The organism is Solidesulfovibrio aerotolerans, assembly GCF_009856865.1.
Classification (GTDB): Bacteria; Desulfobacterota; Desulfovibrionia; order Desulfovibrionales; family Desulfovibrionaceae; genus Solidesulfovibrio; species Solidesulfovibrio aerotolerans.
On record NZ_WVUD01000014.1, the window covers coordinates 64,295 to 89,529 of the forward strand.

Sequence of the window (25,235 nt, forward strand, 5' to 3'; positions counted from 1 at the left end):
CCGGGGGCAGGGGCTACTGGTCCAGATGCATCCGGGTCATGGAGGTTTTCAAGTCACTGGCCAGATGGGCCAGGTCGGACACAGCGGACGAAGCCAGGGCCATGGCCCCGGCCGTGGACTCGGCAATGGTATTGATCTGGTCGGTGGAGCGGTTGATTTCCTCGGAGGTGGCCGACTGCTGTTCGGCGGCGGCAGCAATGCCGCGCACCTGATCCGAGGTGCGTTCCACGAGATTAAGGATCTGGCGCAGGGCGTCGCCGGCATCGTGGGCCAGGGCGTCGGCCTGTTCGATGACATGGCTGGCTTCATCGGTGGCGGCCATATTGCGTCCGGCGCTGTCCTGGATGGAGCGGATATAGTTGCTGACTTCCTTGGTGGCGGTCATGGTCTTTTCGGCCAGTTTGCGCACTTCGTCGGCCACAACGGCAAAGCCGCGTCCGGCCTCGCCGGCCCGGGCGGCCTCGATGGCGGCATTTAAGGCCAGCAGGTTGGTCTGGTCGGCGATGTCGGAAATGACCTGCATGATCTGGCCGATGCCTTGCGCCTGATCGCCCAGGTCGCGCATTTCGGATTTCAGCCCGGTCGCCTTGGTGTTGACCGCTTCCATGACGGCGATGACCTTGTCCACAAGGCCGGCCCCGGTGGCGGCCATGGTGTTGGCCTGACTGGCCGTGGTGGCGGCGTCACCGGCGTTTCTGGCCACTTCCAGGATGGTGGCGTTCATTTCCTCAATGGCTGTTGCGACCTCGGTGGTCCGCGAACGCTGCTCTTCCATGCCCTGGGAGGACTGGCTGATCTGGGCGGTCATGTGCTCGGCCGCGTCGGCCAGGGATTCGGCCACGGCTGTGGCCTCTTTGACGCCGTCGGCAATGCGCTGATTTTGGTCGGTGATGGTGCGTTCCTTGAGCACGACGCCGGTAAAATCGGCCACGGACACGAACCCGCCGATGAGGTTGTTGTCGAAATCCATAATGGGCGTGGCAAAGATGCTGATGTATTTATGATGGCCCTTGCGGGTGTCGAATTCGGTCTTGGAGGACTGCTTCTGGCGGGTACGGACGGCGATTTCGGCGATGGTCTCCTGAGACTTCCCATAGAAAAAATGGGAGAAGGATTTGCCGAGATACTGGCTGGCCGTGCCGTCGTTTTCCGTCAGGCGCACCATGGAATCGTTGATCCAGATGATATTGCCCTTCTGATCGACAATGGCCATGGGTGTGATGATATTGGCCAGCATGGCCTCGTCGCGGGAAAGGCGGGTCTTTATGGTCGCTTCGTGGGGAATGAGCGTCTGGCGCAGGGCGGCGACATCGAGCAGGGGGCTGTCAGTCAGCGAGCAGTCAAAGGCGTTGGTGGTCATGGCGGCAAAGGTTGCCGTTGTCTGGGAAAAGACCGTTTCCACGGCGCTTTTGGTCCAGAAAAGAAATCCAGTGGTGACCAGGAACGCCAGAGCCAGCAAGCCATAGCTGAGCGGACCGGTTCCGACCAGGGCGGCGGCGGTCAGTACAATGGCATTGCAGATGATAAGTGTTATCAGTGGGAGCAGCTTCATGATTCCTCCAACGCCTTGCGGGGCTCTGCATGGGCTACGGTTGGGAGTGCGTAGCGCAATGCCCCCCAAAGCGCAACACGCCAGACGCAGCAATGGTAGAATTTGCATTATTGTACGCGCTGTTTACAACGTGCAGCGCTTTGCGCCAGCGTGCGCTTTTGGTCAACGCAGCGCTGCGTTGGCGGGGGGTGCCAATCCCAGGGGCTGTAAGTCGTCGCGGCTGGACTGCTTGTCCAGCAGTCGGGCCAACTCGGGGTTTGGCCCGCAGCAGCATGCGGCACCGCCGGCGTCAAAGTCCGGGTTGGCGATCTGGCCCCGCTCGTCCAGGAGCAGCAGCATGGCCCCGGCCGGATCGTCCTCATGGAGAGCGATTTCGCGCACCTCGCCGGCCCGTACCACTTCGCCCGAGGCTGTGACCACGGCCCGAAACGGCCCCCGGTAGAGCACCTTGCGCCGGGGAGGTGCGAGCTGGGGTTTGCGGGCCTCGACGGTGACGGAATAAAAGTCGTGGCCGCCCACCACCCTATAGGGGAAGCGGCGGATGAGGCGCAGGGCGACAAAGCCCGATTCTTCCAGGATGGCAAAGAGATCGCGTTGGGTGAGCGTGCCGGAGATGCACTCGCCACGCAGGGTCGGATCGTTGCAGATGGCGGCTGTGGCCGGCGTCTCGGTGGCCACGTCGGAAAAGACGATGCGGCCGCCGGGTTTTAAAATGCGAAAGATTTCGGCGTACAGGCGGCGTTTGCGGGTGGAAAGATTGAGCACGCAGTTGGACGTGATGCAATCGGCCGTTGCGTCGGCCAGGGGCAGGGCTTCGAGATAGCCCTGGAAAAAAACGGCGTTGGCATAGCCAAGCCCGGCGGCGGTGGCAGCGGCGGCAGCAACCGCCCGGGACAGCATGGCCGGCAGCATGTCGATGCCGATGGCCCGGCCGGTCGGACCCACCTGTTTGGCGGCGATAAGGCATTCCACCCCGGCCCCGCAGCCCAAATCCACCGCCGTTTCCCCCGGGGCAAGGCCGGCATCGGCAATAGGCGAGCCGCAGCCGTAGCCGCGCACCCGGTAGTACGGCGGGATATGCGCCACCATGTCCAGGGGATAGCGTACCGGGTTGACGATGTCGCCTTTTTCCACAACCGCGGCTTCGGTGTAAAAATCTTTGATATGGCCAAGGCTTGCGTTGTCGGCCAGGGACAGCAGGCAATTGGTGTGGGCCAGGGCCACTTCGCCGTGGGCGTGGCAGCTCTCGTGGGTCTCGCCCATTTTAAGCCGCAGCCCGGGCCGCTCGGGCCTGCCCTCGGGCACGGCCTCGGCCTCGCGCAGGATGCTCCAGGCGGCTAGGCGCTGGCGCAGCGGCAGGTACGGGTCTTCGCCGTCAAAGCGGCCATCGTGGCGGAAGGCATGGTCCGGGTCGGGGCCGCCGAGGATGTAGCGCCAGGGCGAGGTCGTACCGGCGACGGTGAGCCGGCGCAGGCCGTCAAGGACAGGGCTGTTGCGCCAGGCCGCTTCCAGGCCGCCCGGCTCGGCCAGGTGCGTGGCCACGGCTGCTTCGCCGATAAGGGCCGGACTCGGATAGAGCCGGTCGTCCGGACCGATGGCCACCGATTCCCAGCCGGCCGTGACCCCGTCGTGGCGGGTGCCGGCCGGGGAAAAGACCTGGCTGGCCAGGGCGGCCAGATTGTCGCAGGCCACACCGGCCGCTTCGGCCAGGGTGGCAGTCTCGACCATGGCGGCAAAAAGGGCGTCGGTATCCGGCCGGGCGTCGTCCCGGCCGCGTCCGGCGGCGAAATGCCACATGCAATGCAGGCCCGCTGCCCCCACCGAGGCGGCCAGAGCGACCATGGCCGGCAGATCGGCCAGATTATCGGTTGTCGGGCAAAACGACAGGGTCAGGCCGAAGCCGAGCCGGCGGGCGGCGGCCAGATCTTCGATCAGGCGGGCAAAGGCCCCGGGACCGCGCATATGGTCGTGGCGCGGGGCCAGCCCGTCGCAACTGACCTGGAAATGGACCCGATCCCGGGGCCAGCGGCCGATGGTGGCGGCAGCCTCGGAAAAGCCCGTGCCGTTGGTGAGGATGACCACATGGCTGCCGCCAACATCCAGGGCGGCCGCAACCATGGCCCCAAAGCCCGGATGGCAAAACGGCTCGCCGCCGGTAAAGGCAAAGACCCGGCAGCCCAGGGCGGCGGCCTGGGCGATGCGCGCTATCGCGGTCTCGGTGGGCAATTCCAGGGCCACGGCCGGGCCGGAACAAAACAGGCAATGGCGGCAGGCCAGATTGCAGCGGTTGGTGACGTGCAGCCACAACTCGCGAAGCCCGGTCAAGGCCAGGGCGGCGTGGCGTCCGGCGTAGGGAGCCGGCGCGGCCTCGGGCAGCCGGCCCAGGAACAGGGCGGCTTCGCAGCTTATGGGACGTCCGGCCAGGGCCTCGGCCAGGACAGCGTCGCCCGGGGCGTTTGGCACAAACCAGTCCGGTCCTTCAGGATGGATATAAAGGGCCGCGTCACCAACAGCAAGGCGGGTCCAACGGGCAGGGTCAAAAGGCATAACGGCGCTCCTGGGCTGCGAGGGCGTAACGGCGTTCGGCGTAGTCGCCGAGGTTCGTTCCTAGCCCGTCGCAACGGGCCTGACAAGCCCGGGAGGCACAATGATGGCGCGCACCCTGCGGCGGGTCAGCGCCATCTGGTCTTGTCGAACAACCCGCGCTGGGACAGTTCGCTGGCCTTGTAGCGGTCGAAATTAAATCCGCCGGGCACGACGCCGGGGTTTTGGTGTTTGGCGGTCAGGGCAATCAGGGCGGCCAGGAAGCCGGCGAGGAGCCCGCCGGCAATGATGAAGGTGATCCACTGCATAAAGCCACACTAGCAGGCCTGGCCGGCAGCGTCCATCCCGGCCCGGACAGCCCACCCCGGAAGATGGCGCTGGTGGCGGGACAGACGGCCCGGCCACCTGCCCGGACGTTGACCTGGGGATGGGCCTGTGAAATCATCCCGGTCCGATTCTCCCAGCTATCTTGAAAAAAGGAAGCGTCATGACGAAAGATTGTCCCTGCGGGTCCGGTTCGGCCTACGCCGATTGTTGCGGCCCGCTGCTGGCCCGCACCCGTCGCGCCCAAACAGCCGAGGCGCTGATGCGTTCGCGCTACACGGCCTATGTGCAAAGCGACGCGGCCTATCTTGAAGAAACCCTTATGCCACGCAAACGGTCGTCCTTTGACGCCGATGCCCTCTTAACCTGGAACGCCGACGTGACCTGGAAGGGGCTGCGTATTCTGGCTACGGACCGGGGCGGTCCGGGCGAGGAAGACGGCGTGGTGGAATTTATTGCCACCTACGCCAAAGACGGAGAGGAGTCGGAGGTGCGCGAAACCAGCCGGTTTCGGAAAAAAGGCGGCAGCTGGTTTTACGTTGACGGCCGCCTGGACGGCGAAGCGGTTCCCGAGTCGGCGGCAGCCCCCAAGGCCGGACGCAACGAGCCGTGTCCCTGCGGCAGCGGGAAAAAATTCAAGCGGTGCTGCGGCTGATGTGAGGGCCCGGCGGCCGTGGACACGCTTCGTCTTCGCCCTCGCTACCCTGGGTCGCTGACCATCCAGTAGCCTTTGCGCGGTTCGGGGGTGAAGGGGCGGCGGCCAAGGGCGGCGCACAGGCCGTTGGCCACGGCCAGAAAGCCCGGCATGGTGGGTGTTTCGGGTGGTGTGGCGGCGTAGGCGGCGGCCAGGGCGGCGGTGACGGGATCGCGCAGCGTGCTTTCGCGGCCGAGCCAGTGCTTGGCGGCGGCGAGGCGGCGGGCGTCGGCCAGGCGTTGGCGTTCGTCCTGGCTGAGGGTGTAGCGGTCCAGGAGAAAGGGGCAGGGGACGCTGGCCCTTTCCAGGGCGGGGACCAGGGCGACGGCCAGGGCGTCGTCGAAATCTTGGGGGCACAGGTCGCGCACCACGGCGTCCACGAACCAGTTGCGGGCGGCGCGCAGGAGGTGTTTGCGGGCCACGGCGTGGCCGTGCAGGGACACGCCCCAGACTTTGGTGGTGGAAAAAAGGCGGGGCATTTTTTCGCACAGGGCGGCATGGGCCAGTTCGGTCAGCACGTCCAGGCGATGGGCCGGCCGGCGTGGCGAAACGAACACATGGGTGCGGGTGTCGGGATTGGACCAGCCATCGGCGATTTCGGCGTCAGAGGGCATTTCCTCGACGCTCCAGGTCAGGCTGTCTCGCACCGAGACGATGGCATCTTCCAGACAGGACACGGCAGACCTCGCGGCGAAAGGGTGGGGCCGGGCAGCCGGGTGGGGCAGGGCCGGGCTGCGGGTGCCAACGGTGCGCCGCTGACGGGGTTGGCAGCGGGGGGCGGCGTGGCCGGTTCGCCGGGGAAAGCGACCCGGATCGGTCTCTCTGTCGTCCCCAGGGGACACCTGGGGCTGCCCACGCAGGGAAACGACATGGCGGCATCCCCGTATTGCGCCAGGGCGCATTGCGGGAGATGCCGCAAGACCGGATGTCCGGGCCGCGCCTGATGCACGGACGGATCGGCCGGTGTTACTCGGCGACGACCTTGCGCCGTCTCTCCCACAAGCGCATGTCCTTCATTTTTTTGCGGCGTTCCCGCTGCAGCGACTTGGCGGCCAGGGGCGCACCCTTTTTGTAGCCGTACTTGGCCCGATATTCCTCAGGGGTGAGGTTGTGGGCAGACAGGTGCTTTTTGGTCAGCACCTTAAACGACTTGCCGCACTCCAGGCAGATGACGCTACTTTCCTTGACGGCCTTGGCCGGGTCAAGCGCCGGTGTTGCGGGTTCGGCCGGAGCGGCCTCCGCTTCCGCTGCGGCCTGGATGCCCGCCGCAACTTTGCGGAGCATCGAGGTGATTTCGTCGTCGGTCATGGTTCTGACCGAAGCCTGGGCCTTGACGATCTCCAAGGCTGCTTTCAAGTATTCTTCCATTTGCATCTCCTGCTGATGACTTCCCCACCCCATAAGGTGGACAAAGCAGAATTGCAACCAAATTCGCCGGGCACGTTTGCCAAGCGCTCTACAAGACGCAGTGTAGGCATTTCGTTGCGTGTCAGGACTTCACTTCGCCGCGATACAGCAGCGTCAGCACGGTGATATCGTCGGCCTGCTCGGCCTCGCCAGCGTATTCGTTGACGGCCTGCATGACAGCGGCGTCCAGTGCTTCGGGCTCCAGGCCGGCGCATCGGACCAGAGCGGCCAGGAGACGGTCGTTGCCAAAGAGTGCCTGGGCGCTGTCCTGGGCTTCGGTGACGCCGTCGGTGAAAGCAAAGAGCTTTTCCCCGGGGGCCAGGGTCACGGTGCTGGTGCGGTAGACGGAATCTTCCATGATGCCCAAAAACAGGCCGCGCGGCAGGGACAGCCAGGACACCGTCCCATCCGGGGCGATGCGGGCCGGCGGATTGTGGCCGGCGTTGGAAAAGGTCATCTCGCCAGTGGTGAAGTCCAGGATGGCCAGGAACATGGTGACGAAGAGCATGGACTCGTTGTCCACGCACAGTTCCAGGTTGACCTTGGTGAGGATCTCGGCCGGATCGGACTCCTGTTCGGCAATGCCTTTGACGAGGGTTTTGGTCACGGCCATGAAAAGCGCCGCCGGAACACCCTTGCCCGAGACGTCGCCGACCAGAAACAGCAGCTTGTTGGGGCCGAGCAGGAAGAAGTCGTACAGATCGCCTCCCACCTCCCAGGCCGGCACGAGGCCGGCGTGCAGGGCAAAGGCGTCGATGTCCGGGAAGGGCGGGAATTTTTTCGGCAAAAAGCTCATCTGGATGGTGCGGGCGATTTTCAGCTCGGATTCCAGGCGTTCCTTGGCCTTGGTGGTGGCGGTCAGATCGGCGATGTAGTCGCGAAGGGCCAGCCGCATCTGCTCAAACGACCGCGACAGCGCCCCCACCTCGTCGCCGCCCCGGCCCACGGGCACCGGCGTGTCCAGGTTGCCCTGGGCGATCTGGGAGGCGGTGTCGGCCAGCCGGGACAGCGGCCGGGTGATGGCGGCGGCGATGGCGGCAATGACCAGGAGCAGGGCGGTGAAACCCACTGCCCCAAGGATGGCCACCTGCCGGCCAAGCTGGCGCAGATCGGCAAACAGTTCGTCGTCGGGCACGATGACGCCCATGGACCAGCCCGTGGTCGGCATGGGGGCAAAGGCCAGCCAGGCCGGCTTGCCGAGGATGAAATCGGGCAGCCGGGCAAAACCCTCTTCGCCCTGGATCATGCGGCGGCCGAGAGCCCGCAGTTCCGGGGCGTTTTTGGCTTCGGCCAGACTGAAGATGCTCTCGCGCATGATCAGCCGGTTGTCGGGATGGGAGACGAACACGCCGTTGCGGCTGAGCAGCAAGGCGTAGCCCGAATGGTACATGGACACCCTGGCCACCTGCCGGCGCAGCCAGTCCAGGGAGACGTCGGCGGTGACCACACCCAGAAGCTGCGGCCCGGCCTCGGCCGGGCGCAGGATGGGGACGGAAAACGTCGTCATGACGATGTCGCCGCCGGATTCGTCGAAATAGGGTTCGCTCCAGACCGGCCGGCCCAGTTCTTTGGGCAGGCGGTACCAGTCCTCCAGCTCGTAGTAGTCCTCGTAGCCCAGCGACACCCTGGTGACTGCACCGTCCTTGCGGCAATAATACGGGGCGAAGCGGGGCAGGCCGGCAAAGGCCCCGGGCTCGAAGGCGGCGGCCGCGCCGTAGATGTCGGGGTTGGTGCGCAGGAAATCGGCCAGGGAGGCTTCAAGGTCGGCGACGGGCGGCAGTTCCCTGCCCCACGTGTCGGCCAGATACAGGGGCAGGCGCTCGGCGCCGTACAGCGGGGCCTCCAGCCGGGCCACGGCCCCGCGCAGCAGGCTGCGGGCGTTGTCGCGAACACCCTTTAAAATCATGGCCTTGGAGGAATGGTAATAATAGGCAAAGGCGGCCGTAAAAATAAGGGTGGCGCTGGTGAGGATGCAGGCTGCCAGCTTAAAGGCCAGACCGTGGGCGGGGCGGACCCTACCGGAGCGGGACATGAAAGACCTCGTAGTCCGGCACGGTGTCGGCCAGACCGGCCTGACGCAGGGTTTCGGCCGCAGCCGCATAGCGCTCCCGGGTCAGCGCGCCAAACGGTTCGTCCGGGGCGGTCATGGCTTGGCGCAACTGCGTAAGCATCCATTGCTGGTGCATGCGGTTGGTGGGCAGATGGGCGGCCGCGACATGGCTCATGACGATATCCAGGGCGGCGTCGGGGTGCTCAAAGGCCCAGCGCCAGCCCTGTATGGAGGCCCGGGCCACGGCCCGGCACAACTCCGGGTCGTTGCGGGTCGTCTCCTCCAGGGCGTAGAGGCCGTCTTCGGGCAGATCCAGGCCGTAATCGGCCAGGGCGAACACCGTGAGCTCGTCCGGGTCGAGCCCGGCGTTTACGATGGCGTGGTATTCGTTGTAGCGCATGGCCGAGCAGGCGCTCACGGCCCCGCGCAGGAAGATGTTGACGGTAAAGCCCTGGGGCACGGTGGTCGCTGTCACGCCCTGACGCTGGAAAAAAGCCTCGATGGTCTGGCGGAATTCCGGTCCCCAGACGCTCACCCGCCGCCCGTTGAGATCGGTGGGCTTTTCGATGCCGTCGGCTTTTTTGGCGATGAGCAGCACCGTGGAATGGGGCACGAACTGGGCCAGATTGACGAGACGCAACCCGGCGGCGCGTTCCAGGAGGGCCGAGGTCAGAAAAAACGTCCCGAACTGGGCCTTGCCTTCGCGCAAGAGCTGGGATGGCGGACGGCTGGGGCCGCCGCGCAGGATGGTCATGTCCACACCTTCGGCGGCGTAAAAGCCCTTGGCCAAAGCCACGTAGTAGCCCGCGAACTGGGCCTGCGGCTCCCATTGGGGAATGAGCGTGGCCTTTTGCAGCGTCGCGTTGGACCCGGCAAGGCAGGGCACAGCCAGGGCCAGCAGCCCGGCCAGCAGTGTCCAAACCATGCGTCGGCGTGTTGTGCCCTGGAACATGTTCTGTTTCGTAACGGTTTCGCCGTATTTTGCATAGTGGCGGCCCGCCGGAACAAGGGTGGTTTCCGTCAAGCCTGCCGAAAGTGCCTTTCCCGCTCCCATCCACCGTCGTGGCAACGCCGTCCCCCCATAACCCCTTGTCTTCCAGGAGGGATTCCAAAGGGGTCACCCCTTTGGCCGCCGGAGGCATCTTACGTCTTTTCCCGTAGGGATAACGCTGCAACGGCGGTGGCCAGGACGACGGCCAGGGCCACGTACTGGGACAGGGACAGCCCCCAGTAGATGCCGCGAATGGCGTCGCCGCGCCAGAATTCCAGGGTGAAGCGCAGGGCGGCGTAGCCAAGGAGATAATACGCGGTCAGCCGTGCGGGCGGCAGCGGACGTTGGCCTTTGGCCAGCAGGGCCAGCAGGGCGAAAAGGGCCAGATTGCCGAGGGTTTCGTAAAGCTGGGAGGGATGGACCGGCAGCGAGGCCACGGCTCCCTGGGGCAGCAGGCCCAGGCTGCGGTGCTGCAAAAAGGCCGGGGAGGCGGCCGGAAAACGCACGCCGACGAGGCACTCGGTGGGCGCGCCAAAGCAGCAGCCGCCGAAAAAGCAGCCCAGCCGGCCAAAGGCATGGCCCAGTGGCGCATAGAGGCACACGGCGTCAAGGAGCGGCCAGGGGGGCAGTTTCGACAGCCGGCAGCCAAGGTACATGGCACCAAGGACGGCCAGCCCGCCGCCGTAAAAAACCAGCCCGCCATGGGTGACAAGGCCCCAGGTGAGGCGGCCGGCGATGAAGGCATCCTGGACAATGGGAATCAGCCGGGCACCGGCCAGTCCCAGGGGCAGGGACAGGAGGAAGAGCAGGCGATAGCGGGACCGGTCGGGGTTGCCGGCCAGTTCGCGCATAACAAAGGCGTAGACAAGGGCCAGCCCGATCAGGGACAGGAAAAGATACCCGGCTTCAAGGATGGCAAAGGCGGAGACGCCCGTGGCCCGGGACAGGACGAAGGCGAGGAAACCGCCCATGGTGGTGTGCCGGGTTCCCGGCTACTTGCCGCCGCACTCAAGGCACGAGCATTTGGCACCAAGGCAGCCGCAGGAAGCGCATTCGCAACAGGTGGCCCCTGAGGCGGCGTCGGCAAAGGCGGCGTAGGACTCGCCCGGAGCCGTGCGGGCAAAGGCAAAAAGCGAGCCGGCAAGGAGCAGGCAGAGGCTGGTGGCGACGATCAGGGCGCGTTTCATGGGTAATCCTCCGCAACGTATTGGGCCGCTTCTTGTACGTGATGGCCGGGCGCGGCGCAATCCCGGCGAACCTGGATGGGCCGCCTGCCGGGGGCGGCGTTAATTGAATTTGATTTGCAGGTGGATGGTGGTTGGGCCGTCGTCAAAGGAAATGTTTTGCAACAGGCTCTGGCGGTTGAGCGTGTAGGTGTCGGGCGGGAGGACATCCACCCGGGTGACGTCTTTGCGCCCGAGTTTGACCGGCACGCGCTTGGAGCCGACCTTGAAGAGAATCTCCTCGCCGTTTTGGTACCAGAAAAAATAGGTGCGCTTTTCCGTAAAGAAAAAAGGTGGCTCATAGGTGGGCACATCCCGGGCCAGGGGTTTTTCCAGGGCCATGTCCAGGCGGTAGATGTCCGGGGCCACCTTGACCAGATTGATCGAGGTCATGGCGTAGCGGCCCGAACTCTCGGGGTTGCCGGTGCGCAGCACGGCGTAGCCGGCGATGATCTGGAAATCGATGGGCGCAGCCGGCAGATCCTTGCCCTTGGCCTGGAAAAAACGGGACAGGGTCTGGCCGGAGTCGTCTGCGGCCCGCACCGGCCCGACCAGCGGCGAGACTCCCGGCGAGAGGGTCAGGAGCACCAGGAGCAGATGCAAAAAATAACGTGGCATGATCGGCCTCCGCGCCCGCACCGCCCTGGCGGACGGAACGGAAAAGGGGTAGAGGGCTGGCTGTTCCGAAAAATTCTACCGTGCGAAAGCCATGAACGCAACGACACCCCTCCACGGCGACGATACTGCCGCCATTTTGGACAAGGCCCGGTCGGGCATCCGCATCTCGCCGGACGAGGCGCTGATCCTGGCCCTGTCTGCACCCTTGCACGATCTGTGCGCGGCCGCCATGGACGTGCGTCTGGCCCGGCACGGCAAGGACGCCTACTACGTCCACAACGTCCATATCAATTTCACCAACGTGTGCGTCAATGCCTGCCGGTTTTGCGCCTTTAGCAAAACCAAGGGCGCGCCGGGGGCGCGCACGCTGTCGGTGGACGAGATTGTGGCCGAGCTGGCCGGGCGCGGCGAGGCCCGCATCCGCGAGATTCACGTGGTGGGCGGGCTTAATCCCGAACTGGGGCTGGAATATTACGTCGCCATGCTGCGCGGCATCGCCAAACAGTGCCCGAAGGCCGGCATCAAGGCCTTTACGGCCGTTGAAGTGGCCCATCTGGCCGATGTGCGCGGCGTTTCCGAGTTCGAGATTCTGGCCACGCTCAAAGACGCCGGGCTGATGATGCTGCCGGGCGGCGGGGCCGAGGTGTTCTCGCCCGCCCTGCGCCAGAAGCTGTGCCCGGAAAAGATTTCCGGCGAACGCTGGCTGCAAATCCACGCCACGGCCCACGGGATGGGGCTGCCCACCAATGCCACCATGCTTTTTGGCCATATCGAAAACTGGTCCGACCGGGTGGCCCACCTCTCTGCCCTGCGCGATTTGCAAGATCTCACCGCCGGCTTCACCTGCTTTATTCCCCTGGCCTACCAGCCGGGCAACAACGTCCTGGGGGCCAGAGGGCCGGACGGCCTGACCGTGCTGCGGGTCATGGCGCTCTCGCGCCTTTTTCTGGATAACATCCCGCATTTAAAGGCCTATTGGGTCATGCTCGGCATAAAGACGGCGCAAATGGCTCTATGGGCCGGGGCCGATGATTTCGACGGCACCATCATTGAGGAGCGCATCGGCCACGACGCCGGGGCCGACAGCCCCAAAGGCCTGACGCTGGCCGATCTGCGCCACGCCATCGAGGCCGCCGGCATGATCCCGGTGGAACGCACGCCGGATTTCCAGCCCATTCGGTAGCAGGGTTGCCTCCGGCGGCCGGGGCTTTGCCCCGGACCCCACCGGGGGGGATCATCCCCCCCGGCCCCCCTGAATGGGAGAAGTTATTCAAGGGGTTTGTTGGGGCTGGTTGGTCATCCGGTCGGTTGCGAATCGGGAAAAACCAGGGTTTGCCTTGGCGGGAATCGCCGCCTGCGGAGGAAAATGGGGAACGCGCAAGTGCTTCCCAGCCGCCGTCAGGGTGTGGCGAAAGATTTCGGGCCGGCGCTTCCCTGGGAAGCGCCGGCCTTTTCATTCCAACGAACCACGGTCAGACATTCTGACGAGGAGGCTGGTATGGTGCGTCGCACATCCTGTTGGCTTGTAGTAGCGGCGGTCTGCTGTCTGGTGGCCACCATCCCGGTTCAGAGCGCAAACGGCCAGCAGACGCGGGAGGTGCCCATCCCGGGCACGGGGCTTTCCCTGCATCTGCCCCCGGGGCTTGCTGTTGCGCCGCAAAAGCCGGCCCATGCGGGCGACGCCACACTTTCTATAACCGTGGAATCTCTGCGCAACTTCCCCCGGGATGGCGTGGTCACCAAGGCCGAGGTGCAGGCCCAGCGCACCGCCCTGGCCAAAGGGCAGGCCACGGTGGCTGACGGCGGCGGGGGCGAGGCCGGACTGGCCGAGGTCGTCGCCCTCCCGGCCGGCGGCAGCGCCGTGTTGTATCCGGTCTACAGCGAGTTTGAGATCTGCGATCTGCGGCTTGAGTTGGTGGCCGTATTTTTTGCGGGCGAGCGACGGGTTACCCTGCGCTACAGCCTCCCCCCGGCGGCCGTGGTCAAGGAAGATCCCGGCTATTTCGGCCATGACAAGGCCAATTGCGGCAGCGCCGTCATCTGGCGGCAGCCCGGGCCGGAGGTGCTCAAGCGCTTTCACGAGGCGGTCAAGGCCGGCCACCTGGGGCCGGCGGCCAACGCGTGGTACACCGGCTTTCGAGCCGTTCTGGCTTCCCTGCAGCAAACGACCCCGGCCCGCTGAGCCGCCCGTGGCTGGGTGCTGGCTGCGGCAGCTCCGGTCCGCGTCGCAGCAACCGGGCGTCTGATTGTCTCGCCGGCTGCGGCAACCGCAGGCTCGTCGCGGGGCGCAACCGCCCCGCGACGACGGCCATTGTCCTGCGCTCCCCCTTCGCCAATGCGGCGGTATGGTCAGGCCGCGACGCGTAAAGATCAGCAACACCCGTGCCGGGACTCCCTGTCCGCGACCGGCGCGACTGATTTTATTTTATCCCACTGCTATTGTTTACTAAAAGTGAAAGATGCGCCGCCGTCGGCCTGTCGCCGGCCAGCCCGGTGCGCCAGAAACGATGGATCAAAGCCGGCCCTGGCGGTGGATCAATCCAACAATCCTGGTTCACGCGCCAAGAGTCTTGGCCATAAGACACACCGGCAGCGAAACGCCGCCGGGCAGCGGCCGCACGGCCGGGGCCACGATTGCGTAGCCGTGGCGCAGATAAAACGACAGGGCGTTGCGCGAGGCGCAAAGGCTCAGGCCCGTCAGACCGGCCTCGCGGGCGAGTTCCTCCACCGCAGCCAGCAGCGTCCCGCCGGTCCCGGCCGGAGCCGCAGGCGCGGCGTAGAGCAGACTCACCTCGCTGGCCGTCAAGGCCGCGACGCCGACCACCGTGCCGGCGTATTCGGCTACGAGGAGGCTATTACGTTGGTCGTCGAGCATGGCGGCAAAGCGCGGGGCTGTTCCCCGGGCCGCCCAGGCCGCCCGTTCGCGCGGTCCGTAGCCGGAGCAGGCCTTGGTTTCGATGGACACGGCAAAGACCCGGGCCAAAGCCGGCGCGTCGGCCGTGGTGGCCGAGCGGATGACAAGGGGCAGCGCGTCGGACATCAGCGCCGGGGCAGGGAGCAGGCTGCGGCCCGCTTGGGCGTAAACCGCTTCGGCGGCGAAACAAACTCTGCGCCCATTGCTTTGGCGATGCCGCGCAGCAGGCCGGCAAAAACCAGATGGTGGGGGAGGAGCAGGGCGTACCAATAGGCCAGCCCGGCCAGGCCGCGCGGCAGGAATTTGGAGTGGACGACCAGTTCGGTTGCGCCCGCGCCGACCGGCGTCAGACGAAATTCGAGCAGCGCCTCGCCCGGGGTGCGCATCTCGGCCAAAAGCGTTAACCGCCGGCCCGTATCAAGAGCCACCACCCGCCAGAAATCCAGCGGATCGCCCACCCGCAGTTCCTCGCGCCGCACGGTCACGCGACGCAGGCCCACGCCGCCGACGAGCTGATCCAGAAAGCCGCGCAGGTGCCACAGCCCGTTGCCCCAGTACCAGCCCGTATCGCCGCCGATGCGGGCAACGGCCTGCCAGACGGCCGCAACCGGCGCGTCCAGGACAGCCCGATAGCCGCATTCATAGACTGTTCCGCCGGCATAGGGCGCATCGCCGCAGCCGGTCCATTCCGGCGGGACAGACGCCCCGGCGTCGGCGCAGGTGGTCTCCACGGCGTTTTGGCGGACCTTGTCCAGGGCCAGCCGCACGGCGGCGCGGGTGGAGAGAAGTTGGCGGGGCACGAGGTCAAGGATGCGCTGGTCGTGGCAGATGACCTCGTTGCGCAGCCCCTCGACCAGGGGCACGATAAGCGAACGGGGCAGGGGCGTGACGAGCTGCAGCCAGTAGGTCGAAAGGCGCGGGGTTAAAATCGGCACAGGAATGATGCGTCGCCGGGGCAGACCGGCCTCTTGGGCATAGATGGCGAAGATGTCGCCGTAAGCCAGCACGTCCGGGCCGCCGATGTCGAGGGTGAGGCCCGTGGTGCGGGGCTCGCCCAGACAGCCGACGAGGTAGCCGAGCACGTCGGAAATGGCGATGGGCTGGCAGCGGTTTCGCCCCCAGCGCGGGGCGATCATGGCCGGCAGGCGGTCCACGAGGTAGCGCATGATCTCGAACGAGGCGCTGCCGGAGCCGAGGATCATGGCGGCGCGCAGTTCGGTGACCGGCACGCGGCCGTAACCGAGGATCTTGCCGACCTCGTGGCGCGATTTGAGGTGATGGCTCAGTGTATCGTCGTCGCGGCCCAGGCCGCCGAGGTAGATGATCCGTTTGAGTCCGGCATCGTCGGCGGCGCGAGCCATAACCATGGCGGCTTCGCGGTCGGTGGCGGCGAAATCGCGGTTGTCCGGGTGCATGGAGTGGACGAGATAGTAGGCGGCAAAGCAACCGGCGGCAGCCTCTCGCATGGCGGGCAGATCGAGGCTGTCGGCCTGGGCCAGTTCGATTCGGGGATGGCTGGCAAAGGGGCGGCAGCGTAGCTTGTCCAGGGACCGTCCCACGGCGCGCACGTGGTATCCGGCGGCGAGCAGGGCCGGGACAAGCCGGCCGCCGACATAGCCGGTGGCCCCGGTGACGAGGATGGGAGCATCCATGCTGGCAGGATCGTGTTGGAGCATGCCCGATCCTAGCAGGCGGTCGGCGAGGAAGCAACGCAGCAGTTTTTTTTAGGGAATTGTGGAGCGGGCCGGAATTGGTGTTGACAAAACGGCGTTTGGGTTCTAGTTTCCGCTCCTCGCGTCGGGATGTAGCGCAGTCTGGGAGCGCACCTGAATGGGGTTCAGGGGGTCGGAGGTTCAAATCCTCTCATCCCGACCAGTGATTTCAAGGGGTTAGATCGAAAGATCTGACCCCTTTTTCTGTTGGATAACCTGCCTGGATAACCTTTTGGCCAAGGATTCCAGAGGCCTGGGTAACCGGGCCGACCCCTTGTCCCCAAAAACAGGGGGTCGCCTGGATCCCTCTGGGAAATCAGGAGGATGAGAGAGCGGCAATGTTATCCTGGGATTCAAAGCCTCAATGAAGGCGACGACGGATTTTCGCTTCAGTGTCTTCACGCTTTGCATGATGCTCGTATGTATCGGCCAGTTTTGAGAGAAGCATCGAAGCAACGAATGGGTATGAGGTCTGAAGAGCTTGACCCCATTTTCTATACTTCTCGGCGAGTGTCCATTCCTGATCGCCCCCTTCACCGGAGAAGCGAGCTCCGCGCGAGTTAAAAGCGCCGGTGTGCATACCCCTCATCATTTGTTCCGACTGGATTTCCTCAAGCACTTGTCGCACAGATTCACAAGGCCATATGTTGTCATGGCCTACAGGCGCGTGAGCAAGTAATTGTCCCAGGCAGATATCCCCAACGTCAGCACGGCTTAAGTCAGCGCAAGCTTTGCGCACGGATGCAATCCATATCGCGAGACGCTCAGCCTTTAACTCGCCAAACTCATCATGGCCGGGAATACGTGTGATAGCTTCTAGTAATTTATGACATCTTTTGGATACTTCTTTTGTTTTGTCAGGAGGAATACGAAGTTCGGCTGGATCATTACGGTTATCTCTTCGCTTGTAAGTAGAAGCGACTAACTGAACAAATAGTTCAGAATGAAGTTCGATGTATTTTTCTAAATTTGGAATACCATGCTCTCCAGATTTTTCGCCCCACGAGTGTACAAGTGCATCTAGAAACGCGAACTCTAGGTGAGCTTTCTGCTCAAGAGTAATTTCATGGCTTTTGTTTAAACAGATTAAAGCTTTGTCTATGTGGTAAGGTTTGAGCAGGTATTCGTCAGGTGATTCTTTTCCGCCATTTATAATTGCAGAAAGTAAACTATATAACGTTTTAGCTTCTAGTTTATGAGAAGAATGCCGGATGCTGTAGAATGCAGCTCGCGGTCGTCCTGCTTTGAGAAGTCGACGGATACCTTCATTGCTTTCCTCTTCAGAAAATTGAATCCAATCAGGCCTAACGTCAGTCCAGTATATTGTTTGAGCTATATCTCTAAGTTCATCAACAAGAGACCAAGTGCTTTTGCAAAAGGGAGCGAAGACGAGGATGTGTGCCGTGTCTTCTTCTGGTAAATTTGTGATGATAGCCCTCAAAACTCGATCGCGTGTATTAAAGTCAGAAATAGTACCTAGTGCTCCGGCGATGAGAACTCTTAGCGAAGTATAACTATCGTTCTCCTTTTGGAGTTGTTGATATGCAAGCAGTAGAATATCTACAAGCTCATCTTCAGGGAGTAGCTTTTCGGCTAAAAGCCATCCAATTTGACCAGAAGCACCGCCTCGCTTGGCTAGTTCAAGGATGCCATGGAATCCTTGCTGGGCGATGACTTCACGCATAGCTTCGACTCTCAGTCTTTGAATAAGCTCATCGCGTTTCTCGAAGTTGATTTCCTCGGCAGATGCAAGCTCATCGGCAGAGGCATCAACCCAAGCATTGCGGAATAACCATGAGTACTTTTCCAGAATGTCGTCCGGTTCTAGGCTCGTGTAAATTTGTTTGGCTTTGCTAGTCAGTGCAGCCCAATGTTGATCCTTATTTGTGCGCAATACTGCACGTCTTGAAAGGATAGAAAGTCTGATTTTCTCTCGCAAAGTGGATTTGTCCGCATCAGTGGCTGTCTTTGTCCATTTTTCAATTAACTCCCAGACGCGGTTTTGATAATTGATATCAAGCATATGAAGTCGTTCGACAAGGTCGCATAGAGTTTCAAGTGTGTGTTCTTCCCAGTTTAATGCTATGGCAACCATTTCGAATTGAAAATTATGAATGGGTTCCCATGTAGTATGGCTCTCGCCGAACCCGTAACCGTCTGGACGCCATGTTGGTTTGTGGCTGTATGTGCCAAAATCAGTATGAGCATTGAATTGGGCTACACAGATTTTCCAAGCTATCTTGGGGAAGCGTTTAACCAGTTTTTTAATCAGGTCTACCCGGGCCTCATGGTTGGCCGCAGTTTGTGGCATCCATGCTCGAAAGATTGATTGCAGGGAATTCGTCGGTTTGTTGCTCCAATTGTCGTTGGGTTCGGCCAGAGCTAACTGAGCTAAAATGAAAACAGAGCGTGGCAAGGTCGATGGATTCCACGCAAGGCCTTCTAGTGCCCACAGCAAGCCGGTGTAACTGGGGCTAGCTCCAAACAGGCTAGTGTCCGCCGGACGCATAAGACCAAGAACTGCTGGGGTAGTAGTTTTCAAGTCGCGTTCAAGGATTGATAGGAACTCGTCAGGTGCGGCTTCGGCGTAAGTCGGGAGATCGTGGTCATTTGCTTCCAGGATGCGGGGGGTTAGCGGTGTTGGGAGTAGTTCACGAACAACCTGCCGAGCTTCTTGTTCTGTATTGACGCCAATACGATCTTCGAAAAGATGGCTATGGACAGAAAGTAAAACGAGCGTCTCAGAGATTGATTTGCGAAAAGTAGTGGAAAATTCTCTTGTCTTTCCGTAAATATTTGCCGCCCATCGCTGCTCTTCTTCAAGGTCAAGTGCAGGATCGTCTTCTCCAAGAACCATGCGAGCCATTGAAAAATATTGCTTTAAGTCGTCATGTGTAATTATTGCGGCGATGCTATAAAGGAGGTCTGTTTTTGAGATGACGCCTCGGTATGTACCGATAGACCATACTGGAGAGTCGTCCTGCTGGGTAAGACTTTGAATTTGTCTTTCAAGTTCAGCATAGCTAAGACCGCCAGCTAATAATTCGAGTCCAATCTTGTCTATCTCGTTTGCGCTATTCCATGCTCCGGCGAAGAAAAAGGGCACGAGACTTGCTGCGATCTTCTGGTCTTTTGCCCAGTTCGGGGTTCGCACGGCTTCCACAGTTGCGACACGGCGGCGTAGGACGGTTAATGACCGGCCTGACTCATTCTCGAGCCGTGATATTTCGTCGCGCTTCTTACCCATTGCCTCTAGCGCGTTGCTGAATGTTTCGTTGCTGATCGGCTCGAGTGTGATATGCGGGGTAATATTTGCTACGTTGCGCGGATAAACAACTATTGAAGGTGTTGAGTTTGCATATGGTGCAAGTTCTCGTTCAACCTCGCGTGTGACCACGACTGGGATGAAAGTTGGTGCGCCCTGCGCCAAGCGCGGTAATATGCCGGGCTTGTCGAATACCAATATGCGATCGCGGTAGATTGCCAACTCGTCGCCGCCGCGTTCCCCAATGATTTGGGCAAGGAAGGCAAGCGCCTCTTCTGTTGAGTCAGCTGCGATATATACTGGTCCGTCTGACGGTTTAGACAGACACGAAAGAATTGTATGTTGAAATGCCTTGATGGCTGGGTTAAACAACTCGCCCGTCAATGAAGGGTTCGAGACATTTGCCCAGTCTGTCCAACATTTGTCGAGCGAACGGACGTCCGACGAAGGGATATGTGTTTCATTGGCAAACCATGCCTGACCCGGGATAGACTGCTCAATCCATTGTTCGAGATCAACTGCGTCATAGGCACGAACATCTTTCCAAAGTCCTTTCTTCTTGGCCGTGTCAATCCATTTTGATTTCCCTTGCCACCTGCGAGGTGTGACAAACACGAATGTGATTTCATCACGTTCTTTTGGGCCAAGGGCTTTCACGCTCTTGTTGAAATCTTTAGTGGCCTTTTGGTTGATGTTCTCGTTTGTTCCAAATTCCCATCCGGACGTTCCAGCAGGGATCCAAGGTGTTCCTTCCTCTGTCTCGATAAAGCCGTCCCACCCCGGCCGCTCGGCATCATCGTTTCCTGGGAAGTCGACTTTCGTCAGCGATCGCCCCGTTGAATGGACCAGAGTCCTTAGAAAAACTGAGAGCCGCGACCGGGCTGGGGTATTGTGGGGCACCCACTGCTCGATCTGGTTGGCCTTGATGCCAAGAAAGGGAGGAACGTATGCCTTTATTTCGGCAGGGGCGGTTATCTTGTCCGCTTGAGCTGCGTCGAACTTCGATTGCATCTCTAATAGGGCATCGCGGGGGAAGTCAAAAGCCTTTGCCAAGCGGGTGGCCATTTCAATCGATAAGGCCGCTTTGCCGTTTAAAAGCTTTGACAAGGCTGGTCGTCCGACGCCTATTAGTTCAGCGGCTTTGATGACGGTCATTCCCTGTGGGATTACCTCGGCTTTGATGCGGATACCTGGATGCGGAACATCGTTTGGGCCGGCCATCTGGTTCTCCTGAGTTGATCTGTTCGGGGTTCGTCGAGAGCCTTGAAAGTTGTGTATCGTGTCGCGCTACACAGTACAATAATTATTTTAATCAATAATAACTTGATGTTGGCAATTTCTTTTGGTGCTTTGCTGCGAGTGTTCGAGAGTGTGTCATAGATTTTAGTGGGTTAGGCATCTAGGGTATCTGTAGCCCCCCCTTGCGAGTGGCTCACGACGCCCTTCAAGCCAGCATTCTCCGCCAAACCCTTCAACCTCGCCCCTTGCCTTGATGAAATCCTGGCGATTAAATCATGGTCTGCCGATCGGATTGTTGTCAGGCTTCATATTTGAGAATGCATTAATCGGGATTGAATTGTGCACCAGGAGTAGTGGACATTGAAACCTTGGAAAAAATATCAAGAAGACGTCTCGACATATTTTACGTCTCTAGGACTTGAAGCATCGACAGATATAACTATTGATGGGGTGCGGACAAAGCACGACATAGATGTCTTAGTAAAGTCACGTCATGTCGGTTTTGATATTACTTGGATTGTCGAATGTAAATTGTGGAAAACACCTGTAACGAAACTTCACGTGCTAGCGTTGCGTGAAATAGTCGCGGATGTTGGTGCAGACAGAGGAATTATACTATCTGAGTCTGGCTTTCAATCGGGTGCCCAGGAAGCAGCGGTCCTAACTAATGTACAGCTTACTTCGTTCGGCGAAGTTCGCGAAATTGCACAAAATAGTTTTTATGCACTGAATCTGAGAGAGCTTTATGACCGTGTAGAAGTGTGTAGAGAAAGATATTGGAGTATTTCTAAGCAAGACCGTATTGAAGCAGGTCTTCGTCCGGACTCTTGCGGATTTGGTTATTCCGGGGATCATATAGTAAGGTGCTGCAGCGCCCTGCTTGCTCGTGCTTTTCGCGGGATATACCCTTTTCAAAGCGACTCACTAGAGGAAGTAGTCCTATTTGGAGAAGATAAGATCTTCGAGTCGTCAAAGGAGGTCATTGAAATTGTCGAAAAACTTACTGGAGAACTTGAAGGCAAACTCGATGCATATTGCCAAAGCAGGTAATTTGCTCAACACAACTATGTGCTTTTGCAGACGTTCAAAAGCATGCGCAGGATTCTGAGCATCCTGTTCAACTTAAAATAGGGAGGCCTTTCGGCCCCCCCTCTCGTGTCTAATACGCTCTCAGTGCGTCAAAGTCATTTTCAGTCGGTGACTTAGGCATGGTCCCTGATGAACCGCTCGATGGCGGTCTTTGAGGCGAAGGTCGTGGTCTTCTCGGTGCCGGCGTACTTCGTCAGCGCGGTGATGAACTTGGCGACCGTCTTTTCACGAAGGTGGTCGAAGTCGATGCCCGCAATTTCCCGGACGAGGACGTGGGAGATGGTGAGGTCGTCATGCTCTTGAGCGCGAAAGAGCTTGCCGGTAATCGTGCCCTTGCCGCCAACGGCCTTGGTGCCGCCGGCCTGCCACGCCGCAGCATAGTACGGGCCAGCCGGGCTCTCGAACTGGCGGTAGTGCTTGATGCCGTCGCCGTCGATGTGCGAAAAAAACCAGAAAGTATTCATTGTTCGTTCTCCGTAGCGGTTGGGGTTGGGTTGTGGCGTTGTCACGGGCCAGGGCCGTCGTATAGCTCGATCCCGGCTATGCCGGGGCAGAGGCCGGGGGTTGAGGTTCGGAGGGAGCCGCTTGAGGGTGCGGGGCGTCCTCCGGCCGGCTTAAACTTGGCAGCTTCGCAATGGTCCGCCGCTTCTCATCACCAAGCAGGTGATAGTACTGGTCGACGGTCATTTTGACGCTGGCATGGCCCATGAGCTTGCTCACGGCCGCGACATCGCCGCCTTCCCGCAGGAGGACCGTGGCGAAGAGGTGCCGGATGTCATACATGATGACCGGATAGGTGATGCCGGCCTTTTCCACCGCCGTCTTCAGCGAGCGTCGAAACTTCCGCATCGGCTTGCCCTGGTACTCGATGACGTGCTCACACTTGGCCTTTTCCCGAACGGTCTGGAGCCGTTCCATGAACTCGGGCGCTATCGGGATGATGCGGGTGGTCTTCGTCTTGGTAGCGTAGACCTTGATGCTGTTGCCCTCCCAGTCGATGTCGTTCCATGTCAGGGCCAACAACTCGGACTCGCCGGTGCGGACGCCAAGGTTCCAGGCAACCTCGATGGCCCAGGCGAGATGGGGCCGGGCCACGTCCTTGATGGTCATGAGGTCAGCGACAGTCAGCTTCGTATCGCGGGGTCGTTCCTTCGGCTTCTTCCAGCGTTTCAGCGGGTTCTTGAGGGTCAGTTCGTAGTCCACCCCATACTGAAAAACCATTTTGAGATAGGACAGATAGCGCGACCGCGTCGTCTGGCTACGGTCGGCATATTCTTTACGGATGATCTCGATGACTTCCTCGAAGCGGATTTCGTCGACCGGCCGTTGGGCGAACACGGGGATGAAATGCTTCTTCAGCAGGGTGGCGAGCTCCTGGAGCCACCGGACTGACCGGCCTTCGGACTTCTTGGCGTTGATATATGCTTGGGCCAGTTGGTCGAGGTAAACCTTTGCGCCGGGCACGAAGACAGGCAAAGGGGCTTCGACCTTCTTGCGGGCCTTGATTTCCTCGTCGAATTTGTTGGCCTGACGCTTTCCTTCGCGGCCAGTGCCGAAGGTCTTGGTGCGCTGCTTGCCGTCGGCATCCCGGTATGACACGAAATACGTGCCGTTGTTTGAACGCTTGTGGACTGACATCTATACCTCCAAAGTGATGGGCTTCCGGGTCTTGCGGGAGGCTCCGGTTGCGTAGAGTTCAGGGTTCGCCATAAACGCCTCAAGGTCGGCGCGAGCGAATCGGTTCTTGCTGGGGCCGTACCGTCTGATTTTGAAGCGGTTGACGATCTTCTCGAAGTAGGAATGGGAGTAGCCACAAAAGTCGGCTGCTTCCTTGCAGTTATAAAAGGGACCGATGCTTTCGTTCATGTCTGGGTTGCCTCATCCGTGCGATTTGGTTTAGGTGCCATCGAGACCTAAAAAAGTGTGTGAAATAAAATAGATGGCATCAAAATCGTATGGTTCGAGCAATGAGGTCTTACACAGGGCGATGAGCTTCCCTTGCACCGGGAAAAGCACGGTCTTTCGACTTGACCACCGCCGCGCAGACAAAATGCATTTTCGAAGGGCTCAAAAAAGACGGGGGCGGCCCCGTCGGCTGAGGTTAGATTACGTTCAACAGAATCTCCTCTACCTCCTCTTCCTGGATGCCCAGATACCGGCGCGTGATCGACGGGCTCGAGTGGTTCAGCCGTTTGGCCAGGACCTCCCAGGACACGCCGAAAGTCTTCCGCTGGTGATAGCACCACGTTTTACGCAACGTATGGGCTCCATAGTTCCCCTTGAGGTTGACAGCTTCTGCCCATCGCTTGACGTACTTGGTGACGGCGAAGGTCGTTAAAGGATAGTTGCGGCCTTTACGACTCTTGAACAGAAAATTGTCGTCCCCGGATTCGAACTGGCTTAGGTGGTCATCGAGAGCAATTTTGATTTCCTTGTTCATGATGAAGACGTTTTCTTTGCCAGTCTTCTTTTCGCGCAAGATCACACGGTCGCCGACTTTCACGTCTTTGACGTCGCCTACTTTGAGAGCAAGCAAGTCTTGGACTCGAAGTCCAGAATTGATGCCCATGATGAAAAGCAGCTTGTCGCGAGGATTGTCAGAAAGGATCTTCTTGATACTTTTGATGCTCTTTACGTCGATGATGGGTTCAACCTTCATTTTTGCCTCCAATGCTTGTTTCTCTTCCAGTCAGGCTGGAATCGAACATTCAATCGGCCCCTGCTCCCGTGAGCTCCAAGGCCCATTGCGGTAACTCATTCGATTTCTTTCAGAAGTCGATGTTGAAGCCTCCAATGTCCGTTTTTACATAAAAACGTACATTCGCTATAAGAGGTATTTCTGTATGAAGTTGCTCAATTTAAATGCTACTTGCGCGAAGAAATCAAAAATAGTCACATCTTGCGATATGACTATGCTAAAGGGCAAACGTGCTAGACCTTGGTCAAAATGATCTTTTGATCTTCGACCAAGACGGAAAATTCGTCGCCGTCGCTGATGACCATGCCTTGAAGGTCAAGGCTTTTCAGATAGATTTTGAGTTCCATCTTGTTGTTCACCTTTGGTCTCCTCGAATTCTTGAGGTAAAGCCCCTTGACTTCGTAGTAGGTCTTGTCGTCGCTCATGAGCTTCAAGACGTATTGCTTCAGAGTCTGGCGGTGTTTGATTTCCATCCTTGCCAGAATTGCTGAAGCGTCCATGCCATTGAAAATGCACTCGCGAAGCATCGAAGGATTGTACTTCGATTCGATCTTCTTCTTTTCAGGGACTTCTTGAACATCCGCAGATACGTTATCGTTCTTCTTGCTCATACAAGCTCCTTTGTTTGGTTGATTGATAATTTCTCTATTCGTGGATAGATACTTCAAAATGTCTCGTACTTGTGGATACTTTTCGGAAGTTGCGCATGAATTGGTCGATTTTTCAGGGGCCAAAACAGGCATTGGTCCAGGGTCAAATTTCCGGGGATTTTGGTCACGGGGACAGGAAACTGCTCGCCGACGCCGACTTGCTCATAACCTCCAACCGCCCGTCGGTGCTCACCAGACTTCATATCTCCTGGGAAACTCTGCACCCGAGGTTCACGAAGCTCTGCCAGGTGGCCATCTTTGGCTA

At 60.1% G+C, this 25,235-nt stretch carries 22 protein-coding genes, 1 tRNA gene and 1 pseudogene; 6 read left to right on the forward strand and 18 right to left on the reverse strand.

Annotation, left to right across the window (positions count from 1 at the left end):
* Positions 1-13: 13 nt before the first annotated feature.
* From GTA51_RS09815 to GTA51_RS09825, 3 genes are all read right to left on the reverse strand, one after another.
* Entirely contained in the window at positions 14-1,552 is a 1,539-nt protein-coding gene (locus tag GTA51_RS09815; RefSeq protein ID WP_160960673.1) for a methyl-accepting chemotaxis protein, read from the reverse strand.
* Positions 1,553-1,714: 162 nt separating this feature from the next.
* Positions 1,715-4,099: a methyltransferase domain-containing protein gene (locus tag GTA51_RS09820; protein WP_160960675.1), complete on the reverse strand. Its 2,385-nt coding sequence runs from the start codon at positions 4,097-4,099 to the stop codon at positions 1,715-1,717.
* Between the two features lie 125 nt (positions 4,100-4,224).
* A complete protein-coding gene (locus GTA51_RS09825) occupies positions 4,225-4,404 on the reverse strand; it encodes a hypothetical protein (RefSeq protein ID WP_160960677.1) in 180 nt (59 codons plus the stop codon).
* A 179-nt stretch (positions 4,405-4,583) separates the two neighbouring features.
* Here GTA51_RS09825 and GTA51_RS09830 point away from each other — a divergent pair, with 179 nt between their 5' ends.
* Entirely contained in the window at positions 4,584-5,075 is a 492-nt protein-coding gene (locus GTA51_RS09830; protein ID WP_160960679.1) for a YchJ family protein, read from the forward strand.
* Positions 5,076-5,119: 44 nt separating this feature from the next.
* Here GTA51_RS09830 and GTA51_RS09835 read toward each other — a convergent pair whose 3' ends face one another.
* The 7 genes from GTA51_RS09835 to GTA51_RS09865 form a co-directional block, all read right to left on the reverse strand.
* Positions 5,120-5,791, reverse strand: a complete 672-nt coding sequence (locus GTA51_RS09835) for a hypothetical protein (RefSeq protein WP_160960681.1) — start codon at positions 5,789-5,791, stop codon at positions 5,120-5,122.
* Positions 5,792-6,080: 289 nt separating this feature from the next.
* Positions 6,081-6,482 carry a Ros/MucR family transcriptional regulator gene (locus GTA51_RS09840; protein WP_160960683.1) on the reverse strand — a complete coding sequence of 134 codons (402 nt, stop codon included), beginning with the start codon at positions 6,480-6,482 and terminating at the stop codon, positions 6,081-6,083.
* 121 nt (positions 6,483-6,603) lie between these two features.
* On the reverse strand, positions 6,604-8,553 hold the full coding sequence (locus GTA51_RS09845; protein WP_160960685.1) for a SpoIIE family protein phosphatase: 1,950 nt from the start codon (positions 8,551-8,553) through the stop codon (positions 6,604-6,606).
* Positions 8,537-9,523, reverse strand: coding sequence for an ABC transporter substrate-binding protein (locus tag GTA51_RS09850; protein WP_160960687.1), 987 nt, complete (start codon positions 9,521-9,523; stop codon positions 8,537-8,539). The genes GTA51_RS09845 and GTA51_RS09850 overlap by 17 nt, the downstream gene beginning before the upstream one ends.
* Positions 9,524-9,714: 191 nt before the next feature.
* Positions 9,715-10,533 carry a prolipoprotein diacylglyceryl transferase family protein gene (locus GTA51_RS09855; RefSeq protein ID WP_160960689.1) on the reverse strand — a complete coding sequence of 273 codons (819 nt, stop codon included), beginning with the start codon at positions 10,531-10,533 and terminating at the stop codon, positions 9,715-9,717.
* 21 nt (positions 10,534-10,554) lie between these two features.
* Complete coding sequence (locus tag GTA51_RS09860; RefSeq protein WP_160960691.1) at positions 10,555-10,749, reverse strand: hypothetical protein; 195 nt, start codon at positions 10,747-10,749, stop codon at positions 10,555-10,557.
* 99 nt (positions 10,750-10,848) lie between these two features.
* Positions 10,849-11,403, reverse strand: a complete 555-nt coding sequence (locus GTA51_RS09865) for a hypothetical protein (RefSeq protein ID WP_160960693.1) — start codon at positions 11,401-11,403, stop codon at positions 10,849-10,851.
* A gap of 91 nt (positions 11,404-11,494) precedes the next feature.
* Here GTA51_RS09865 and GTA51_RS09870 point away from each other — a divergent pair, with 91 nt between their 5' ends.
* Both GTA51_RS09870 and GTA51_RS09875 read left to right on the forward strand, forming a co-directional pair.
* Positions 11,495-12,586 carry a radical SAM protein gene (locus GTA51_RS09870; RefSeq protein WP_160960695.1) on the forward strand — a complete coding sequence of 364 codons (1,092 nt, stop codon included), beginning with the start codon at positions 11,495-11,497 and terminating at the stop codon, positions 12,584-12,586.
* 315 nt (positions 12,587-12,901) lie between these two features.
* On the forward strand, positions 12,902-13,585 hold the full coding sequence (locus tag GTA51_RS09875) for a hypothetical protein (protein ID WP_160960697.1): 684 nt from the start codon (positions 12,902-12,904) through the stop codon (positions 13,583-13,585).
* 372 nt (positions 13,586-13,957) lie between these two features.
* Here GTA51_RS09875 and GTA51_RS09880 read toward each other — a convergent pair whose 3' ends face one another.
* On the reverse strand, positions 13,958-14,443 hold the full coding sequence (locus tag GTA51_RS09880; protein ID WP_160960698.1) for a GNAT family N-acetyltransferase: 486 nt from the start codon (positions 14,441-14,443) through the stop codon (positions 13,958-13,960).
* Positions 14,443-15,993, reverse strand: coding sequence for an SDR family oxidoreductase (locus GTA51_RS09885; RefSeq protein ID WP_160960700.1), 1,551 nt, complete (start codon positions 15,991-15,993; stop codon positions 14,443-14,445). Before GTA51_RS09885 ends, GTA51_RS09880 begins: the two co-directional genes overlap by 1 nt.
* Before the next feature lie 122 nt (positions 15,994-16,115).
* Here GTA51_RS09885 and GTA51_RS09890 point away from each other — a divergent pair.
* Positions 16,116-16,192, forward strand: a tRNA-Pro gene (locus GTA51_RS09890).
* Between the two features lie 198 nt (positions 16,193-16,390).
* On the opposite strand, the gene GTA51_RS09895 is transcribed toward GTA51_RS09890, so the two are convergent.
* Positions 16,391-20,515 carry a HigA family addiction module antitoxin gene (locus GTA51_RS09895; protein ID WP_160960702.1) on the reverse strand — a complete coding sequence of 1,375 codons (4,125 nt, stop codon included), beginning with the start codon at positions 20,513-20,515 and terminating at the stop codon, positions 16,391-16,393.
* 378 nt (positions 20,516-20,893) lie between these two features.
* Between GTA51_RS09895 and GTA51_RS09900 the strand changes: the two genes are divergently transcribed.
* Entirely contained in the window at positions 20,894-21,583 is a 690-nt protein-coding gene (locus GTA51_RS09900) for a restriction endonuclease (RefSeq protein WP_160960703.1), read from the forward strand.
* A 152-nt stretch (positions 21,584-21,735) separates the two neighbouring features.
* Here GTA51_RS09900 and GTA51_RS09905 read toward each other — a convergent pair whose 3' ends face one another.
* The 5 genes from GTA51_RS09905 to GTA51_RS09925 all read right to left on the reverse strand — a co-directional run bounded on the left by GTA51_RS09905 (position 21,736) and on the right by GTA51_RS09925 (position 24,931).
* Positions 21,736-22,086, reverse strand: a complete 351-nt coding sequence (locus GTA51_RS09905; RefSeq protein ID WP_160960705.1) for a hypothetical protein — start codon at positions 22,084-22,086, stop codon at positions 21,736-21,738.
* Positions 22,087-22,162: 76 nt separating this feature from the next.
* Positions 22,163-23,260, reverse strand: a complete 1,098-nt coding sequence (locus GTA51_RS09910; protein WP_160960706.1) for a tyrosine-type recombinase/integrase — start codon at positions 23,258-23,260, stop codon at positions 22,163-22,165.
* Positions 23,261-23,488 carry a hypothetical protein gene (locus tag GTA51_RS09915; RefSeq protein ID WP_043637976.1) on the reverse strand — a complete coding sequence of 76 codons (228 nt, stop codon included), beginning with the start codon at positions 23,486-23,488 and terminating at the stop codon, positions 23,261-23,263.
* Positions 23,489-23,723: 235 nt separating this feature from the next.
* Positions 23,724-24,281, reverse strand: coding sequence for a tyrosine-type recombinase/integrase (locus GTA51_RS09920; protein ID WP_160960708.1), 558 nt, complete (start codon positions 24,279-24,281; stop codon positions 23,724-23,726).
* Positions 24,282-24,553: 272 nt separating this feature from the next.
* Positions 24,554-24,931, reverse strand: coding sequence for a hypothetical protein (locus GTA51_RS09925; RefSeq protein ID WP_160960710.1), 378 nt, complete (start codon positions 24,929-24,931; stop codon positions 24,554-24,556).
* 95 nt (positions 24,932-25,026) lie between these two features.
* Between GTA51_RS09925 and GTA51_RS20930 the strand changes: the two are divergent.
* Positions 25,027-25,235, forward strand: a pseudogene (locus GTA51_RS20930) (hypothetical protein); the annotation flags it as partial.

Excerpts from the sequence above, each read along its gene's own strand:
- GTA51_RS09815 (WP_160960673.1), bottom strand. The coding sequence starts at position 1,552 with ATGAAGCTGCTCCCACTGATAACACTTATCATCTGCAATGCCATTGTA.
- GTA51_RS09885 (WP_160960700.1), bottom strand. The coding sequence starts at position 15,993 with ATGCTCCAACACGATCCTGCCAGCATGGATGCTCCCATCCTCGTCACC.
- GTA51_RS09925 (WP_160960710.1), bottom strand. The coding sequence starts at position 24,931 with ATGAGCAAGAAGAACGATAACGTATCTGCGGATGTTCAAGAAGTCCCT.
- GTA51_RS09840 (WP_160960683.1), bottom strand. The coding sequence starts at position 6,482 with ATGGAAGAATACTTGAAAGCAGCCTTGGAGATCGTCAAGGCCCAGGCT.
- GTA51_RS09910 (WP_160960706.1), bottom strand. The coding sequence starts at position 23,260 with ATGTCAGTCCACAAGCGTTCAAACAACGGCACGTATTTCGTGTCATAC.
- GTA51_RS09850 (WP_160960687.1), bottom strand. The coding sequence starts at position 9,523 with ATGTTCCAGGGCACAACACGCCGACGCATGGTTTGGACACTGCTGGCC.
- GTA51_RS09825 (WP_160960677.1), bottom strand. The coding sequence starts at position 4,404 with ATGCAGTGGATCACCTTCATCATTGCCGGCGGGCTCCTCGCCGGCTTC.
- GTA51_RS09920 (WP_160960708.1), bottom strand. The coding sequence starts at position 24,281 with ATGAAGGTTGAACCCATCATCGACGTAAAGAGCATCAAAAGTATCAAG.
- GTA51_RS09820 (WP_160960675.1), bottom strand. The coding sequence starts at position 4,099 with ATGCCTTTTGACCCTGCCCGTTGGACCCGCCTTGCTGTTGGTGACGCG.
- GTA51_RS09870 (WP_160960695.1), top strand. The coding sequence starts at position 11,495 with ATGAACGCAACGACACCCCTCCACGGCGACGATACTGCCGCCATTTTG.
- GTA51_RS09880 (WP_160960698.1), bottom strand. The coding sequence starts at position 14,443 with ATGTCCGACGCGCTGCCCCTTGTCATCCGCTCGGCCACCACGGCCGAC.
- GTA51_RS09855 (WP_160960689.1), bottom strand. The coding sequence starts at position 10,533 with ATGGGCGGTTTCCTCGCCTTCGTCCTGTCCCGGGCCACGGGCGTCTCC.
- GTA51_RS09905 (WP_160960705.1), bottom strand. The coding sequence starts at position 22,086 with ATGAATACTTTCTGGTTTTTTTCGCACATCGACGGCGACGGCATCAAG.
- GTA51_RS09830 (WP_160960679.1), top strand. The coding sequence starts at position 4,584 with ATGACGAAAGATTGTCCCTGCGGGTCCGGTTCGGCCTACGCCGATTGT.
- GTA51_RS09845 (WP_160960685.1), bottom strand. The coding sequence starts at position 8,553 with ATGTCCCGCTCCGGTAGGGTCCGCCCCGCCCACGGTCTGGCCTTTAAG.
- GTA51_RS09865 (WP_160960693.1), bottom strand. The coding sequence starts at position 11,403 with ATGCCACGTTATTTTTTGCATCTGCTCCTGGTGCTCCTGACCCTCTCG.
- GTA51_RS09875 (WP_160960697.1), top strand. The coding sequence starts at position 12,902 with ATGGTGCGTCGCACATCCTGTTGGCTTGTAGTAGCGGCGGTCTGCTGT.
- GTA51_RS09860 (WP_160960691.1), bottom strand. The coding sequence starts at position 10,749 with ATGAAACGCGCCCTGATCGTCGCCACCAGCCTCTGCCTGCTCCTTGCC.
- GTA51_RS09915 (WP_043637976.1), bottom strand. The coding sequence starts at position 23,488 with ATGAACGAAAGCATCGGTCCCTTTTATAACTGCAAGGAAGCAGCCGAC.
- GTA51_RS09895 (WP_160960702.1), bottom strand. The coding sequence starts at position 20,515 with ATGGCCGGCCCAAACGATGTTCCGCATCCAGGTATCCGCATCAAAGCC.